The 14,602-nt window shown below is 70.5% G+C and carries 11 protein-coding genes, 1 tRNA gene and 1 pseudogene; 5 read left to right on the plus strand and 8 right to left on the minus strand.

Translation table 11 applies throughout. From position 1 onward, the window contains the following. Positions 1 to 9 precede the first annotated feature (9 nt). A complete protein-coding gene (locus ACFFRH_RS22665) occupies positions 10 to 777 on the minus strand; it encodes a 3'(2'),5'-bisphosphate nucleotidase CysQ (RefSeq protein ID WP_344743835.1) in 768 nt (255 codons plus the stop codon). Next, entirely contained in the window at positions 777 to 2,162 is a 1,386-nt protein-coding gene (locus ACFFRH_RS22670; protein ID WP_344743860.1) for a sugar transferase, read from the minus strand. Before ACFFRH_RS22670 ends, ACFFRH_RS22665 begins: the two co-directional genes overlap by 1 nt. Positions 2,163 to 2,384: 222 nt before the next feature. Here ACFFRH_RS22670 and ACFFRH_RS22675 point away from each other — a divergent pair, with 222 nt between their 5' ends. Beyond that, complete coding sequence (locus tag ACFFRH_RS22675) at positions 2,385 to 2,900, plus strand: 3'-5' exonuclease family protein (RefSeq protein WP_344743834.1); 516 nt, start codon at positions 2,385 to 2,387, stop codon at positions 2,898 to 2,900. Positions 2,901 to 3,007: 107 nt separating this feature from the next. Here ACFFRH_RS22675 and pth read toward each other — a convergent pair whose 3' ends face one another. The 5 genes from pth to ACFFRH_RS22700 all read right to left on the minus strand — a co-directional run bounded on the left by pth (position 3,008) and on the right by ACFFRH_RS22700 (position 7,370). After that, a complete protein-coding gene (gene pth / locus ACFFRH_RS22680) occupies positions 3,008 to 3,613 on the minus strand; it encodes an aminoacyl-tRNA hydrolase (RefSeq protein WP_344743833.1) in 606 nt (201 codons plus the stop codon). A gap of 63 nt (positions 3,614 to 3,676) precedes the next feature. After that, positions 3,677 to 4,288, minus strand: a complete 612-nt coding sequence (locus ACFFRH_RS22685; protein ID WP_344743832.1) for a 50S ribosomal protein L25/general stress protein Ctc — start codon at positions 4,286 to 4,288, stop codon at positions 3,677 to 3,679. Positions 4,289 to 4,626: 338 nt separating this feature from the next. Then, entirely contained in the window at positions 4,627 to 5,604 is a 978-nt protein-coding gene (locus ACFFRH_RS22690) for a ribose-phosphate diphosphokinase (RefSeq protein WP_344743831.1), read from the minus strand. 76 nt (positions 5,605 to 5,680) lie between these two features. Continuing rightward, the gene (glmU, locus tag ACFFRH_RS22695) at positions 5,681 to 7,132 is read right to left on the minus strand and encodes a bifunctional UDP-N-acetylglucosamine diphosphorylase/glucosamine-1-phosphate N-acetyltransferase GlmU (protein WP_386159345.1); all 1,452 of its coding nucleotides are present in this window, start codon (positions 7,130 to 7,132) and stop codon (positions 5,681 to 5,683) included. Between the two features lie 166 nt (positions 7,133 to 7,298). Next, positions 7,299 to 7,370 (minus strand) — tRNA-Gln (locus ACFFRH_RS22700). Positions 7,371 to 7,706: 336 nt separating this feature from the next. Between ACFFRH_RS22700 and ACFFRH_RS22705 the strand changes: the two genes are divergently transcribed. The 4 genes and pseudogenes from ACFFRH_RS22705 to ACFFRH_RS22720 all read left to right on the plus strand — a co-directional run bounded on the left by ACFFRH_RS22705 (position 7,707) and on the right by ACFFRH_RS22720 (position 12,897). After that, positions 7,707 to 8,648 (plus strand): acyl-CoA desaturase, encoded by a 942-nt coding sequence (locus tag ACFFRH_RS22705; RefSeq protein WP_344743830.1) that lies wholly within the window; start codon positions 7,707 to 7,709, stop codon positions 8,646 to 8,648. 40 nt (positions 8,649 to 8,688) lie between these two features. Next, positions 8,689 to 9,315: pseudogene (locus ACFFRH_RS44765) on the plus strand (TetR/AcrR family transcriptional regulator); the annotation flags it as partial. A 647-nt stretch (positions 9,316 to 9,962) separates the two neighbouring features. Beyond that, positions 9,963 to 12,026: an RNA degradosome polyphosphate kinase gene (locus ACFFRH_RS22715; RefSeq protein ID WP_344743829.1), complete on the plus strand. Its 2,064-nt coding sequence runs from the start codon at positions 9,963 to 9,965 to the stop codon at positions 12,024 to 12,026. Continuing rightward, a complete protein-coding gene (locus ACFFRH_RS22720; RefSeq protein WP_344743828.1) occupies positions 12,019 to 12,897 on the plus strand; it encodes an NUDIX hydrolase in 879 nt (292 codons plus the stop codon). The genes ACFFRH_RS22715 and ACFFRH_RS22720 overlap by 8 nt, the downstream gene beginning before the upstream one ends. Positions 12,898 to 13,014: 117 nt before the next feature. Here the strand turns inward: ACFFRH_RS22720 and ACFFRH_RS22725 are convergent, their stop codons facing one another. Then, a complete protein-coding gene (locus ACFFRH_RS22725; RefSeq protein ID WP_344743826.1) occupies positions 13,015 to 14,493 on the minus strand; it encodes a CYTH and CHAD domain-containing protein in 1,479 nt (492 codons plus the stop codon). Positions 14,494 to 14,602: the final 109 nt, after the last annotated feature.

Consider the following 14,602-nt stretch of genomic DNA (forward strand, 5'->3'; position numbering starts at 1 on the left):
TAGCGGGGATTAGCGGTGCAGATCCCGGATTCCAGCGAGCAACGTTGGCGCCAGTCCCGGTAGGGATACAAGAATATCCGGCAGCGAGGGGTCGGGCTGGTTGTAGACCAGCGGCGAGCCGTCGATGCGGCTCGCGTGGACCCCGGAGGCGAGGGCGACCGCCACGGGCGCGGCGGAGTCCCACTCGTACTGACCCCCGGCGTGGACGTAGGCCTCGACCTCGCCGGTGAGCACGGCGGAGATCTTGGCGCCCGCCGAGCCGATCGGCACCAGGTCGGCGCCGGCGAGGCGGGCGAGGTTCTGGACGAACTCCGGCGGGCGGGTCCTGCTGACCGCGATCCGCGGCCTGGCGCCCGCCTCGGGCACGGGCGGCACGGGAGGTTCGAGGGTGGAGAGCGTACGGCCCTGGGCGGGCAGCGCGACGGCTCCGGCCGTCAGCGTGCCGTGCTCCCAGAGCGCCACGTGGACCGCCCAGTCGGAGCGGCCCTCCTCGGCGAACTCGCGGGTGCCGTCCAGCGGGTCGACGATCCAGACCCGCTCGGCGCGCAGCCTGCGCGGGTCGAGGCGCTCCTCGCTGGTCGCCTCCTCGGACAGCACGCTGTCATCCGGACGCAACCGGGACAGGGCCTCCATCAGGAACACGTGGGAGGCGGCGTCGCCCTCCTTGCGAAGCTCGGACGGGTCGCCGAAGCCCCGCTCCGCCCGCAGGGCCGCCAGCTTCTCGCCGGCCGTCGTCGCCAGCTCCGCGGCGAGTGTGTGATCGTCGCGAACGGTCATCAGTATGCTCCAGCTCCTCGCGCGACAGCCGACCAAGTCTTCCACAGGATCTGCAGGTCCAGCATGAGGGACCAGCTCTCCACGTAACGCAGGTCCAACCGTACGGATTCCTCCCAAGAGAGGTCTGAACGACCACTTACCTGCCAGAGGCCGGTCATGCCCGGTTTAACGAGTAATCGGCGGCGGACGTCGTCACCGTACCTGGCGACCTCCTCCGGCAGTGGCGGCCGGGGTCCCACCAGGGACATGTGGCCCAGGAGCACGTTGATCAGCTGGGGCAGCTCGTCCAGCGAGTGGCGGCGCAGCCAGGCGCCCAGCGGGGTCACCCGCGGATCGTCGCGGATCTTGAAGAGCACGCCGTGCCCGTCGCCGACCAGGGCGATCCTCCGGCGCTCGGCGTCGACGCGCATCGTCCGGAACTTGTAGATCGTGAACTCGGCGCCGTCGCGCCCCACCCTCGTCTGCCGGAAGAGGGCGGGACCCGGCCCCGAGGCGCGCACGGCCACCGCCACCCCCGCCAGCAGCGGCAGCAGCGCCGCCAGCAGCAGCCCGGCGCCCGCCCGGTCGAACAGGTTCTTGAGCACCTGGCGCAGGCCGGAGATCTCGGGGTGGTCCACGTGCAGCAGCGGCAGGCCGGCCGCCGGGCGGATGGTGATCCGCGGCCCGGCCACCTCCATCAGCGCGGGGGCCACGATCAGGTCCGTGTCGGTCTTCTCCAGCCGCCAGGCCAGCCGCCGCAGCGCCACCCCGTCCATCTCCGGGCAGGCGAGCACGGCCACGGTGTCGGCCGAGACCTGCCCGGCCACGAGCGCGACGTCGGAGAGGTCGCCCAGCACCGGCACGCCCTCCACGTCGCCCGTCCCGTCGTGCGGGGCGCACGCCGCGACGACCTCCATCCCGTGGTAGCGCTCCCGGCGGAACCTGCGGACCAGCTCGGCGATCGTCGCGCGGTGGCCCACGGCCACCACCCGCCGCATGCACCCGCCCCGCGCCCGCCTGCGGTGCAGGGAACGGCGCAGGGCGTAGCGCGCGAGGAGGGTGAGCAGCGTCGTCAGCGGGAGCGCCAGGACCACGTAGCCCCGGGCCACCTCGACCTTGGTGAGGTAGGCGCAGACCGCGAGGGCGGCGGTGAGCATGAAGCCGCACTGCAGGATCCGCTGGAACTCCTCCGAGCCCAGGCCGATCAGCCGGGGCTCGTAGGCCCGGTTCAGCGCGACCACGCAGACCCAGACGACGGGCAGGGCCGCGCTCAGTACGACGTACGGGAAGACGTAGGCGGTAACCTCCCCGAATCGAACGAACAGCGCGAGGGCCCCGGCGAGGGCGGCGCAGGCGGTGTCGGCGGCGACGGCCGCCGCGCGGTGCTCCCGCACCCAGCCCGGCATGCGCCGGCGCGCGGCCGGAACGGACCCGGTTCGCCGCGCCTCCCCTGTCTCCTGCGCGGCCTGGACCGCGGTCACGTCGCGCACGCGCTCCCCCTGCGTAACCGTTCACGGACAGACAGTTACGGAATGATAGCGGCGGTGGGAGAGGCTCGAAGGTTGAAGACCGAAACGTACATCTCTGTGGATGTCGAGGCCGATGGTCCCGTTCCGGGACCGTATTCAATGGTCAGCTTTGGTATGACGGTGGCCGGGCGGATGACCGGGAAGGTCTTCGAACCGGTGGATCCGCAGGCGCACACGCACTACGTGGAGCTGCGGCCGATCAGCGACGACCACGTCCCCGAGGCGCTCGCCGTGAGCGGCCTGGACCGGGAGACGCTGCTCCGCGAGGGCCGCGACCCGGCCGAGGCGATGCGGGAGGCCGCCGTGTGGGTCCGCGAGGTGTGCGGGAACAGCTCACCGGTGCTGGCGGCCTACCCGCTCTCCTACGACTGGATGTGGATCTACTGGTACTTCATGCGCTTCACCGGCGTCTCGCCGTTCGGGCACTCGCGCTGCATCGACCTCAAGACGCTGTACGCGGCCAAGGCGGGCGTGCCGATCGGCTGGGCGACCAAGCGGCAGATGCCCGCGCACCTGCGGTCCCCGCGGCCGCACACCCACAACGCGCTGGACGACGCGATCGAGCAGGCGGAGCTGCTGCAGAACCTGATGGCGTTCGACCCGCCGCGCCCCTGAACGGGCGGGCGTCCGAGCGGGCGGGAGGGCCCCGGCCCCCCGGGCGGGCGGGGCGCCCAGGCAGCACCCGGTCACTTGGCGGGACCGGCCACCCGGGCGGAAGCCGGTTACCTGGGCGGGCCCGAGATGTTCAGGTCGCCGGCGTGGAAGGCGTTCTGGGTCGGCTCCAGCCCGACCCTGATCAGCGACTCCACCACGTCGGAGGCGCGGTCGACCAGGAACGCGAGGTCCTTGCGCTCGGCGGTGGCGAAGTCGCGCAGGACGTAGGCCGCGGCGTCCATCCGGCCGGGCGGGCGGCCGATGCCGAACCGCACCCTCAGGTAGTCCTTGGTCGCCAGCGACTTGGTGATCGACTTCAGCCCGTTGTGGCCGTTGTCGCCGCCTCCCAGCTTCGCCCTCAGCGCGCCGTACGGGATGTCCAGCTCGTCGTGGACCACGACCACGCGGGCCGGGTCGACCTTGTAGAAGTCGGCCAGGGCCTTGACCGGCCCGCCGGAGAGGTTCATGAAGGAGAGCGGCTTGGCCAGCACGGCGGGGACGCCCGCCAGGCGGCCCTCCAGCACCTCCGCGCGCGACCTGTGCGCCTTGAACCGTCCCCCGGCCCGCGCGGCGAGCTCGTCCAGGACCATGAACCCCGCGTTGTGCCGGTTCCCGGCGTACTCCGGCCCGGGGTTCCCCAGGCCCACGACCAACCAGCGGTCCACGATCGGCATCCCTTCACACGCGCGTCAGGGCGGCCCGGTCCCGGGCCGCCCTGACAGATCTAGCAGAGAAAACTACTCGGCGCTCTCGGAGCTCTCGCCCTCGGCGGCCGGGGCGGCCGGGGCCGTCTCGGCGGCCTCGCCCTCCGGCTCGGCGACCGGGGTCGGGGCGACGATCAGGACCAGCGCCTCGGGGTCGGCGGCGAGCGTCGTGCCCTTGGGCAGCTTCAGGTCGGAGGCGGTGATCTGGGTGCCGACCTCCAGGCCCTCGACGTCGACCTCGACGCCCTCGGGGATGTGGGTGGCCTCGGTCTCGACGGAGACGGAGACGAGCTGCTGGTCGAGGATGCCGTCGGCGACCTCGCCCACCACGGTGACGGGGATGTCGACGGTGACCTTCTCGCCACGGCGGACGAGGATGAGGTCGACGTGCTCCAGGAAGCCCCTGATCGGGTCACGCTGGACACCCTTGGGCAGGGCCAGCTCGGCCACGGCGCCCTCAAGGCGGATCAGCACGTTCGGCGTACGCAGGGCGAGCAGCAGGTCGTGACCCGGCAGGGACAGGTGCTGGGGGTCGGTGCCGTGCCCGTAGAGGACGACGGGGACCTTGTTCTCACGACGGATCTTGCGGGCGGCGCCCTTGCCGAACTTGTCACGCAGTTCGGTGGTGATGACCACTTCGGACATGGCTGATCTCCTAGGGATCTTGGGAATCGGAGAGGTGCGTTCCCCCTCACCCGCCCTAGCGGAAGGCGTTACGAACGCACGCAATCCCACAACCCTACCGTGTCAACGGTGGCGTCGACGCGCCGCGGCTCCGGCCGCTCCCCTGAAGGGGCCCGGCCGTCCCCGGGAAAGGCCCGCGGCCCGTCCCCCGGAGAGGCCGCGAGAGAACTCGGATGGGAGACGAGAGAACTCGGGTGGAGGCGCGGGAGGACCCAGGTGGAGACGTGAGAACTCGGGTGGAAAAACGTGCCCCGCTCCCCGGAACACGTCGGCGACGGGTCCGGGGGCGGGGCGGGACGTCAGCTGTCGCCCTCGAAGAGGCTGGTCACCGAGCCGTCGCTGAAGACCTCGTTGATCGCTCGGGCGATCAGGGGGGCGATCGACAGCACGGTGAGCTTGTCGAACCGCTTGTCCTCGGGGAGCGGCACCGTGTTGGTGACGATGACCTCGGAGATCCGGGAGTTCTTCAGCCGGTCGACCGCGGGGTCGGAGAACACCGCGTGGGTGGCGGCCACGACCACGTTGGTGGCGCCCTGCTCGTACAGCGCGTCGGCCGCCTTGCAGATGGTCCCCGCGGTGTCGATCATGTCGTCGATCAGCACGCAGGTCCGGCCCCTGACCCGGCCGACGACCTCGCTCACCTTCACCTGGTTGGCCACGTCGAGGTCGCGGCGCTTGTGGATGAAGGCCAGCGGGGTGCCCAGCGTGTCGGCCCAGCGCTCGGAGAGCCGCACCCGGCCGGTGTCGGGCGAGACGACCGTGGTCGTGGCGAGGTCGAGCTTGTCCTTGAGGTAGTTGACCAGGACGGGCATGGCGAACAGGTGGTCCACCGGGCCGTCGAAGAAGCCCTGGATCTGTGAGGTGTGCAGGTCGATCGACATCAGCCGGTCGGCCCCGGCCGTCTTGAACATGTCGGCCATCAGGCGGGCGGTGATGGGCTCGCGGCCCCGGCCCTTCTTGTCCTGGCGGGCGTAGCCGTAGAACGGCATGATCACGGTGATCCGCTTGGCGGAGGCGCGCTTGAGGGCGTCCACCATGATCAGCTGTTCCATGATCCACTGGTTGATCGGCCAGGTGTGGCTCTGCATGACGAACGCGTCACAGCCGCGGACCGACTCCTGGTAGCGGGCGTAGATCTCCCCGTTGGCGAAGTCGCGCAGCGTGGTCGGCGCCGCGTCGACCCCGAGGTGGCTCGCCACCTCGTCCGCCAACTCCGGGTGCGCGCGCCCGGAGAAGAACATCAGGTTCTTCTCACCGGTCTTCTTGATGCCGCTCATGCCGTCCTCCTCGCCTGACAGCACACCGATGGCCACGCGACGCTGCCGTGCCCGCCGGGCCGCTCGCTTCGCTCACTCACGTCTGGCTCCCCTGCTGTTTCCCGGCCTCGGCGGCTCGTAACGCCGCCTCGGCCGATCTGGTGCCCGCGCGCCTGCGCGCGACCCACCCTTCGATGTTGCGCTGCCGCGCGCGAGCCACCCCGATGGCACCGGGGGGGACGTCCGTGTCGATGACCGAGCCCGCGGCCGTGTACGCGCCGTCGCCGATGGTGACCGGCGCGACGAGCATGGTGTCGCACCCGACGAAGGCGCTCTCGCCCACCGTCGTGTGGTGCTTGTTGACCCCGTCGTAGTTGACGAAGATCGCCGAAGCGCCGATGTTGGCGCCCGCGCCGATCGTGGCGTCGCCCACGTAGCTCAGGTGTGGCACCTTCGCGCCCTCTCCGACCTGCGCGTTCTTCATCTCAACGTACGTGCCCGCCTTGGCCTTGCGCGCCAGGACCGTGCCGGGGCGCAGGTAGGCGTACGGCCCGACCAGGGCCTCGGGGCCGATCACGGCGTCGACACAGACGGCGTTGCGCACCAGCGCCCTCTCGCCGACGATCGTGTCGGTCAGGGTGCTGGCGGGGCCGATCTCGGCGCCCTCGGCGACCGTCGTGCAGCCGTGCAGCTGGGTGCCCGGGTGGATCACCACGTCCGGTTCGAGGATGACGTCGACGTCGACCCATGTGGCGGCCGGGTCGATCACGGTCACCCCGGCCCGCATGTGGGCCTCCAGCAGGCGCGCGTTGAGCACCTTGCGGGCGAAGGCCAGCTGCACGCGGTCGTTGACGCCCTCCACCTCCACGTAGTCGGCCGCGATGTGCGCGCCGACCCGGTGGCCGTCCTCCCGCAGGATCGCGAGGACGTCGGTGAGGTACTCCTCGCCCTGGGCGTTGGAGGCGGACACCCGCTTGACCGCGTCGGCGAGCAGGAGGCCGTCGAAGGCGTAGACGCCGGAGTTCATCTCCTTGATCGCCCGCTGGGCGGGGTCGGCGTCCTTCTCCTCGACGATCTCCAGGACCGCGCCCGAGTCATCGCGGACGATCCGGCCGTAGCCGTGGGGATCGGGGACCTCGGCCGTGAGCACGGTGACGGCGTTGCCGTCCTCGCCGTGCCGTTCGAGCAGGGCCGCGAGGGTCTCGGTGCGCAGCAGCGGCGTGTCGCCGTAGGTCACCAGGACGGTGCCGCCGATGGTGCCGGACGCCTCCAGGGCGGTCCTGACGGCGTGGCCGGTGCCCTTCTGCTCGGCCTGGACGACGGTCTGCGCGTCGGGGTCGGTCCCGGCCAGGTGCGCCTGGACCCGCTCCCGTTCGTGACCGATGACGACAATGAGCCGTTCGGGGTCGAGACCCCTCGCGGCGACGAGCATGTGGTCGACCAGGGTTCGGCCGCACAGCTCATGGAGGATCTTCGGTGTTCTCGACTTCATCCGGGTGCCCTCGCCTGCGGCGAGGACGATGACGGCTGCCGGGCGCGGCACACTCACGGACGAGGCTCCCTCGGCGTCGCGGCTGAGACATGGCGAAGCGCGGTGACGGATGGCCACCCCCAGGGCGCGGCATCGTCACCTGCTCGACAACGTGAGGATACCTTCCCCCTCGGGAACCCACTCAGCCGACCAGCCGAGTGAATAAAACAGACACAAGGGATTGCTCCGGCACCAGGACTCGAACCTGGACAACAAGGACCAAAACCTTGCGGGCTGCCAATTACCCAATGCCGGATCGACCAGGCCGTCGGGACGGTGCCCGCGCGCCCGGCACCCCTACGATACAGAGCCCGCGCCGTCGAACGCGCCTCGATTTGGCACCCGATTCGGTGGTCCGTCCCGGCGCCCGCGCACCCGCGGCACCCGCCCGCGCGGCCGGGCGCGCGCGAGGCCCTCGTTTAGCAGGTCAGCCGGGGGTAGAACAAGTGATGGACCCGCTACGGCGTCAATCCCGAAGAGTCATGTTCCCGACATTCGGTTCTTAGGTGTTCCTAACTTACGATGGCGTAGGTTACGGTGGCGTAGCCGCATATGAGTCCTTGGCCTATTCCGAGCCACCGCGAGGTATCGCATGACCCTCATCGAAGAACGCCCTGCTCAGGGCCCCAAACCCGACGTCGACCCCGAGCGGAAGACCCTGCCCGAGATCATCACCTTCGGGGTGGTGGTCGGCGCTCCACTGATCGCCCTGGTGGCGGCCGTCCCATTCGCCTGGGGATGGGGACTCGGCTGGTCCGACGTCGTCATCGCGGGTGTCTTCTACGTGGTCACCGGGCTGGGCGTCACCGTCGGCCTGCACCGCCACTTCACCCACGGCTCGTTCAAGGCCAAGCGCCCGCTGAAGATCGCGCTGGGCATCGCGGGCAGCCTCTCCATGGAGATGTCGGTGCTCGACTGGGTCGCCACCCATCGCAAGCACCACAAGTTCTCCGACAAGGAGGGCGACCCGCACTCGCCGTGGCGCTTCGGCACGGGCTTCGTGGCGGTGTCCAAGGGCCTGCTCTGGGCGCACATGGGCTGGCTGTTCGAGGCCGACCGGGCCAACCGGGAGAAGTACGCGCCCGACCTGGTCAAGGACCCGGACATCATCAAGCTGCACAAGCTCTTCCCGGTGCTGGCGATCACCACGATGGTGATGCCCGCCGTGCTGGGCGGTCTGCTGACCTGGTCGTGGTGGGGCATGGCGACCGGCTTCTTCTGGGGCACGCTGGTCCGGATCGGCCTGCTGCACCACGTGACCTGGTCGATCAACTCCATCTGCCACGTCTTCGGCGAGGAGGCCTTCGAGTCGCGCGACAAGTCGCGCAACGTGTGGTGGCTGGCCATCCCCTCCTTCGGCGAGTCCTGGCACAACCTGCACCACTCCGACCCCACCTGCGCCCGGCACGGCGCGCTGAAGGGACAGATCGACCTCAGCGCGGGTGTCATCCGCTGGTTCGAGAAGGCCGGATGGGCCTACGACGTCCGCTGGCCGACGCCCGAGCGCCTCGCCGCCAAGCGCATCGCCGCCTGACCCGGGTTCGGGTGCCGTCCGACACCGGGGGAGCGCCATTATGAGAACCGTGAGCGAACCCCGACGGCGCATGTCAGGTAAGGAACGCCGGGAACAGCTGATCCAGATCAGCAGGACCCTTTTCGCGGAGAAAGGGTTCGACGGCACCTCGGTGGAGGAGATCGCGGCGACCGCCAACGTCTCCAAACCGGTGGTCTACGAGCACTTCGGCGGCAAGGAGGGCGTCTACGCGGTCGTCATCGACCGGGAAATGCAGAAGCTGCTGAGCCTGGTGACCGAGGCTCTGTCCGCCTCGCACTCGCTGATCAAACTGGAGCGGGCGGCCCTGGCCCTGCTGGCCTACGTGGAGGAGAACAGCGAGGGTTTCCGCATCCTCGTCCGCGACTCGCACGCCGCCTCGGGGACCGGCACGTTCGCCAGCCTGATCAACGACATCGCGAGCCAGGTCGAGGACGTCATGGTCGACGAGTTCGTCGAGCGCGGCTACGACCCCAAGCTGGCTCCCATGTACGCCCAGATGCTGGTCGGCATGGTGGCGCTGACCGGCCAGTGGTGGCTGGACGTGCGCAGGCCGCCCCGCGAGGAGGTCGCCGCCCACCTGGTCAACCTGGCCTGGAACGGCCTGACCGGCCTGGACCCCAACCCCCGGCTCACCGCCGCCTCGCGCGGCCTGGAGCACCGGCTCGCCCATCCACCGCAGCGCCCGGCCGAGGCTCCCTCTTCCGGCTCCCCCGGACCGAGAGCACGCGGCACCGCGGAAACGGGGGCGGAGGCGGAGTCGCCCCCCGCGGGGGCGGAGTTACCCACCGCTTCACCCACCGCGGAGACGGGGGCGGAGTTACCCACCGCGGAGACGGGGTCGCCGCCGCCCCCGGCTGGATCGCACCCGCCCCCGCGCCCCGAGTTACCGCCGCCCCCGACGGAGAAGGAGATCCGGGAGCTGGAGAAGGCGCGTGAGCGGGAGCTGAGGAACCAGGAGAAGCTGCGCGAGCGCGAGCTCAAGGAGCGGGAGAAGCTGCGGCAGCGCGAGGAGCGCGAGGCCGAGAAGCTGGCCAGGGAGCTGGAGAAGGCGCGGCTCCGCGAGCAGCGGGAGCTGGACAAGGCGCGCGAGCGGGAGTATCGGGAGCAGCAGCGGTTGCTGAGGGAGCAGGAGAAGGCCCGTCTCAAGGAGGCCAAGGCCGCCGAGCGCGACGCCCTCAAGTATGCCCAACTCGCCGACGAAGAGCAGGGAAAGCTTGAGTCAAGTGAATAAGCAACAGCACTCGTTGAGACTAAATTAACGTTCCGTTCAACCAAAGCGGGCATTCTGGTCATATGTCCGCTGAACTCGTTCGTCCCACCCCCGACGGGCTTCCTCTACCCCAGGAGCGCTTCCTCAACCGAGAGGAGAGCTGGCTCCAGTTCAACCAGCGAGTTCTGGAGTTGGCGGAGGACTCGTCCCTGCCCCTGCTGGAACGGGTGCGGTTCCTGGCCATCTTCGCCAGCAACCTCGACGAGTTCTTCCGCGTCCGGGTGGCCGGGCTGAAACGGCGGATGGCCACCGGACTGCTGCTCCGCACGAAGAGCGGGCTGAAGCCCCGTGAGGAACTGGCCAGGATCGCGGCGATCGCCAACGACCTCGCGCAGCGGCAGTCGGCCTGCTTCTACGAGCGGATCTGCCCGCAGCTGGGGGCCGAGGGCATCGAGATCGTGCGCTGGGAGGACCTGGGTCGCGACGAGCGCGGCGAGATGCGCAAGCTCTTCAGGGAGCGGATCAGGCCGGTGCTGACGCCGCTCGCCGTCGACCCCGCCCACCCGTTCCCGTACATCTCGGGCCTGTCCCTGAACCTGGCCGTCACCGTCCGCAACCCCTCGACGGGCAACACGGTCTTCGCCAGGGTCAAGGTGCCCAGCCAGCTCCCCCGCTTCGTCACGGCGTCCGTGAACCGCTTCGTCCCGCTGGAGGACGTGATCGCCGCCCACCTCGGGCAGCTGTTCAAGGGGATGGAGGTCGTCGAGCACCACGTCTTCCGGGTGACCCGCAACGAGGACCTCGACGTGGACGAGGACGTCACCGAGAACCTCATGCAGGCGCTGGAGCGTGAGCTGCTCAAGCGCCGCTTCGGCCCCCCGGTCCGGCTGGAGGTCGAGGACACCATCACGCCCGAGGTGCTCGACCTGCTGGTGGACGAGCTGGGGGTGGCCGAGCACGAGATCTACCGGCTGCCGGGGCCGCTGGACCTGACCGGGCTGCACGCGATCGCCGACCTGGACCGGGGCGAGCTGAGCTTCCGCCCGTTCGTGCCCGCGGAGGTCGTGCACGTCGAGGACGACATCTTCGCGGTGCTGCGCGAGCGGGACGTGCTGCTGCACCACCCGTACGACTCGTTCTCCACGAGCGTGCAGCGGTTCATCGAGCAGGCCGCGGCCGACCCGGCCGTCCTCGCCATCAAGCAGACGCTCTACCGCACCAGCGGTGACTCGCCCATCGTGGACGCGCTGATCGACGCCGCCGAGGCGGGCAAGCAGGTCGTCGTGGTGGTGGAGATCAAGGCCAGGTTCGACGAGCACGCCAACATCACCTGGGCGCGCAAGCTGGAACGGGCCGGATGTCACGTGGTCTACGGCGTCGTGGGGCTGAAGACCCACTGCAAGCTCGCCCTGGTCGTGCGCCAGGAGTCCTCGGGCGAGCTGCGCAGCTACTGCCACATCGGCACGGGGAACTACAACCCCAAGACCGCCAGGCTGTACGAGGACCTCGGCCTGCTCACCGCCGACCGGCTGGTCGGCGAGGACGTCACGGACCTGTTCATCCATCTGACCGGCTACTCCAACCACTCGGCCTACCGGCGGCTGCTGGTCGCCCCGCACTCCCTGCGCGGCGGGCTGCTGGCCAGGATCGAGCGGGAGATCTCCCACCAGGAGGCCGGCCGCCCCGCCAGGATCAGGATGAAGACGAACTCCCTGGTCGACGAGCCCATCATCGACGCCCTCTACCGGGCGTCGCGGGCCGGCGTACCGGTGGACCTGTGGGTGCGGGGGGTCTGCACACTCCGTCCCGGCATCCCCGAGATGTCGGAGAACATCAGGGTGCGGAGCGTGCTGGGCCGCTTCCTCGAACACTCGCGGATCTACGAGTTCGGCCACGGCCGGCGCCCGGAGATCTGGATCGGCAGCGGCGACATGATGCGCCGCAACATCGAACGCCGGGTGGAGGCGCTGGTCAAGGTCTCCAGCCAGCAGCAGCGCAACTACCTCAGCGACCTGCTGGACCGGGCCATGTCGGACGACACCGCGACCTGGTGGCTCAACTCCGACGGGACGTGGACCCGCCACCCCGGCGACGACCTGCAGACCTACCTGATCGGCACCCGCCGGTGGAGAACGATCGATGACTGAGCGCGACACCGGCCGGGACGACACGATCCACGCGGCCGGGGTGGTCGTCTGGCGCGGCTCCCCGGCCGCGCCGGAGGTCGCCCTCGTCCACCGGCCCAAGTACGACGACTGGTCCTTCCCCAAGGGGAAGCTGAAGCGCGGCGAGCACCCCCTCGCGGGCGCGCTGCGCGAGCTGGCCGAGGAGACGGGGATCACCGCGGAGTTCGGCCGGTCGCTGCCGTCGAGCCACTACCTGAAGGGCGGGCGGCCCAAGCGCGTCGACTACTGGCTGGCCAGGCTGGTCGCGGAGGGCCCTCGCACCGACACCGACGAGGTCGACGGCGTGGTCTGGCTGCCGGTGGACGAGGCCGCGCGGCGCCTGACCTACGAGTGGGACACCGGGTTGCTCCACGCGCTCGGCGAGGTCTCACCGGCGACCACCCCGCTCGTCCTGGTACGGCACGGCCTGGCGGGCGACCGGCAGGCGTGGAAGGGTGACGACGACGATCGGCCGCTCGACGGGCACGGGCGCGAACAGTCGGAGGTGCTGGCGGACGTGCTGGGCGCCTTCCGCCTCACGGAGCTGGTCAGCTCGCCCAGCAGGCGGTGCGTGCAGACCCTGGAGCCGTACGCCGAGCGGGCCGGTCTGCCGATCCGGCTCGACCCCGTCCTGTCGGAGAGCGGCTACGACGCGCGGGCCTCCCTGCGCCTGGCCACGGAGGCGATGGCCTCGAACCGGCCCGTGGCGCTCTGCAGCCACGGCAAGGTCCTGCCCGAGCTGATCACCGGGCTCGACGCGCGGGCGAGCGGCACGCGGCCGGCCAAGGGCGCGTTCCTGGTGCTGCACCACGCGGGCGGCGACGTCGTGGCCGTGGACGGCTACGGCGTCTGACCTTCGCGGGGGCCGCGGTCCCCGCCTTTCCTCCGGGCTCTGAGCCGGGGCCGCGAACCGCCCGGCCCCTCCGAGGACCGTCCCACGGTGAGACCCGCCACGAGACGGCCGGAGAGGTCAGAGGAGCTTCGCGACGGCGGTCGTGGTCTCCGCCCAGACCCGGGGGAACTCCTCCCACGCGCGCGCGGCCCCGGCCCGTTCCACGCCGGTCAGCACGCCGTAGGTGAACGTGTCCTCCCCGGCCAGGCGGGCGTTCGCGGCCTCGGCCGCGAGCCGTTCCTGCGCGACGACGCCGTCCATGTGGATGCCCAGCACCTCCTGCACGTCCTCCGCCCGCTTGGCCAGTTTCCTCATGCCGAGTACCTCGGCGGTGTAGCGGGCCCGCTTGGCCGCCTTGCGCACGTCGTGCATGGCGACCTCGCGCTCGGACTCGTTCTCGATGGCCTGGGCGGTGTCGTAGGCCCTGGTGACCCGGCGCCAGCTCTTGGCGGCGACGACGTCCAGGGTGTCGGCGGGCTTCTTGGCGGCCTTGGTGAGCACCGGGGTGCCGGTCAGGTCGTCGAGGGCGTCGAGCAGGGCGAAGTAGCGCTCCCCGCCGAGAGTGTCCCTGATGCGGTCGAGGGCCTCGTGCTCGTCGTCCAGCAGGTCGGAGCTGAGGCGTGCCCTGACCGGGCCCACGATCAGCTCGTCGTCGAGGCCGTCGAGCCTGCGCGCGAACCGCTCGCGGACGACCTCCAGGTCACGCGCCTCGCCGAGGACCGCGCCGAGCCACTTGAGTTCCTTCTGGAGGTTCTCGGTCCCCTCGACGACCGTCCTGAACGACTTCAGCGCGCTGCGGAGCCGCCGGGCGGCGACACGCATCTGGTGGACGGCGTCCTCCTCCGCCTTCCTGACCCTGGGGTCCTGCGCGAGCAGCGCGCCGGCCTGGGAGGTGAGGTAGCCGACGACGACCTCGCCCGCCGACCCGGGAGCGGTCTCGGCGCTCGGGTGCTCCGAGACCGCTCCGGCGCCGCCGAGCAGGCGCGCGAGCTTGCTGGCCGAGTCCGCGGGGGTGGCCCCGGCCTTGCCCAGCCGCCTGCCGACCTTCCTCAGCAGCTTCTCGTCGCCCTGGAGCAGCTCCGCCTCCACCTCGCGCCAGCGCTCGACGTGGGGCTCGTCGCCGAAGACGGTGCCTTTGACCCGGTCGTCGGCGATCTCGACCAGCCCGACTCCCGCGCCGTTGACCAGGGTGGTGACGGCGCGGCGGGTGTCCAGCTCGGCGATGGGCCCGAGCGGGGCGCCCCGGGTGTAGGCGAGCACCAGGTCCGCCAGCTCAGCGGGGACGATCTTGGCGCTCCGGGTCAGGGGGTGGGTGATCTCCTGCCGGACGCCCTTGGCCTTGGGAAGCTTGAGGTGCCAGCCCGGATCGGTGCCGCCCCTGCGCCGCCGCAGGGTGATCCCCCGCGCGGCGAGCCTCAGATCGGGCGTGTCGAAGTAGAGGGCGACCAGCTGGTGGGTCTTCGGACCCACGACCTCCGCAGAGCCGGGAAGGCCCGTGAGATCCGGCACCTGGTAGTCCACCGGCACGTCGAACTTGTCCTCAATCTCTATTCCCACAGGTCATCCCTAGATTTGCCCAGATATCTACCATGACTTCGCAGTATTTATTGATGCCCTGTTATCCGTCCAGGAACCCCGGCCGATCGCCTCCGAGGCCGCGGGGACG

Source organism: Streptosporangium vulgare (assembly GCF_042428775.1).
In the GTDB taxonomy this organism is placed as follows: Bacteria; Actinomycetota; Actinomycetes; order Streptosporangiales; family Streptosporangiaceae; genus Streptosporangium; species Streptosporangium vulgare.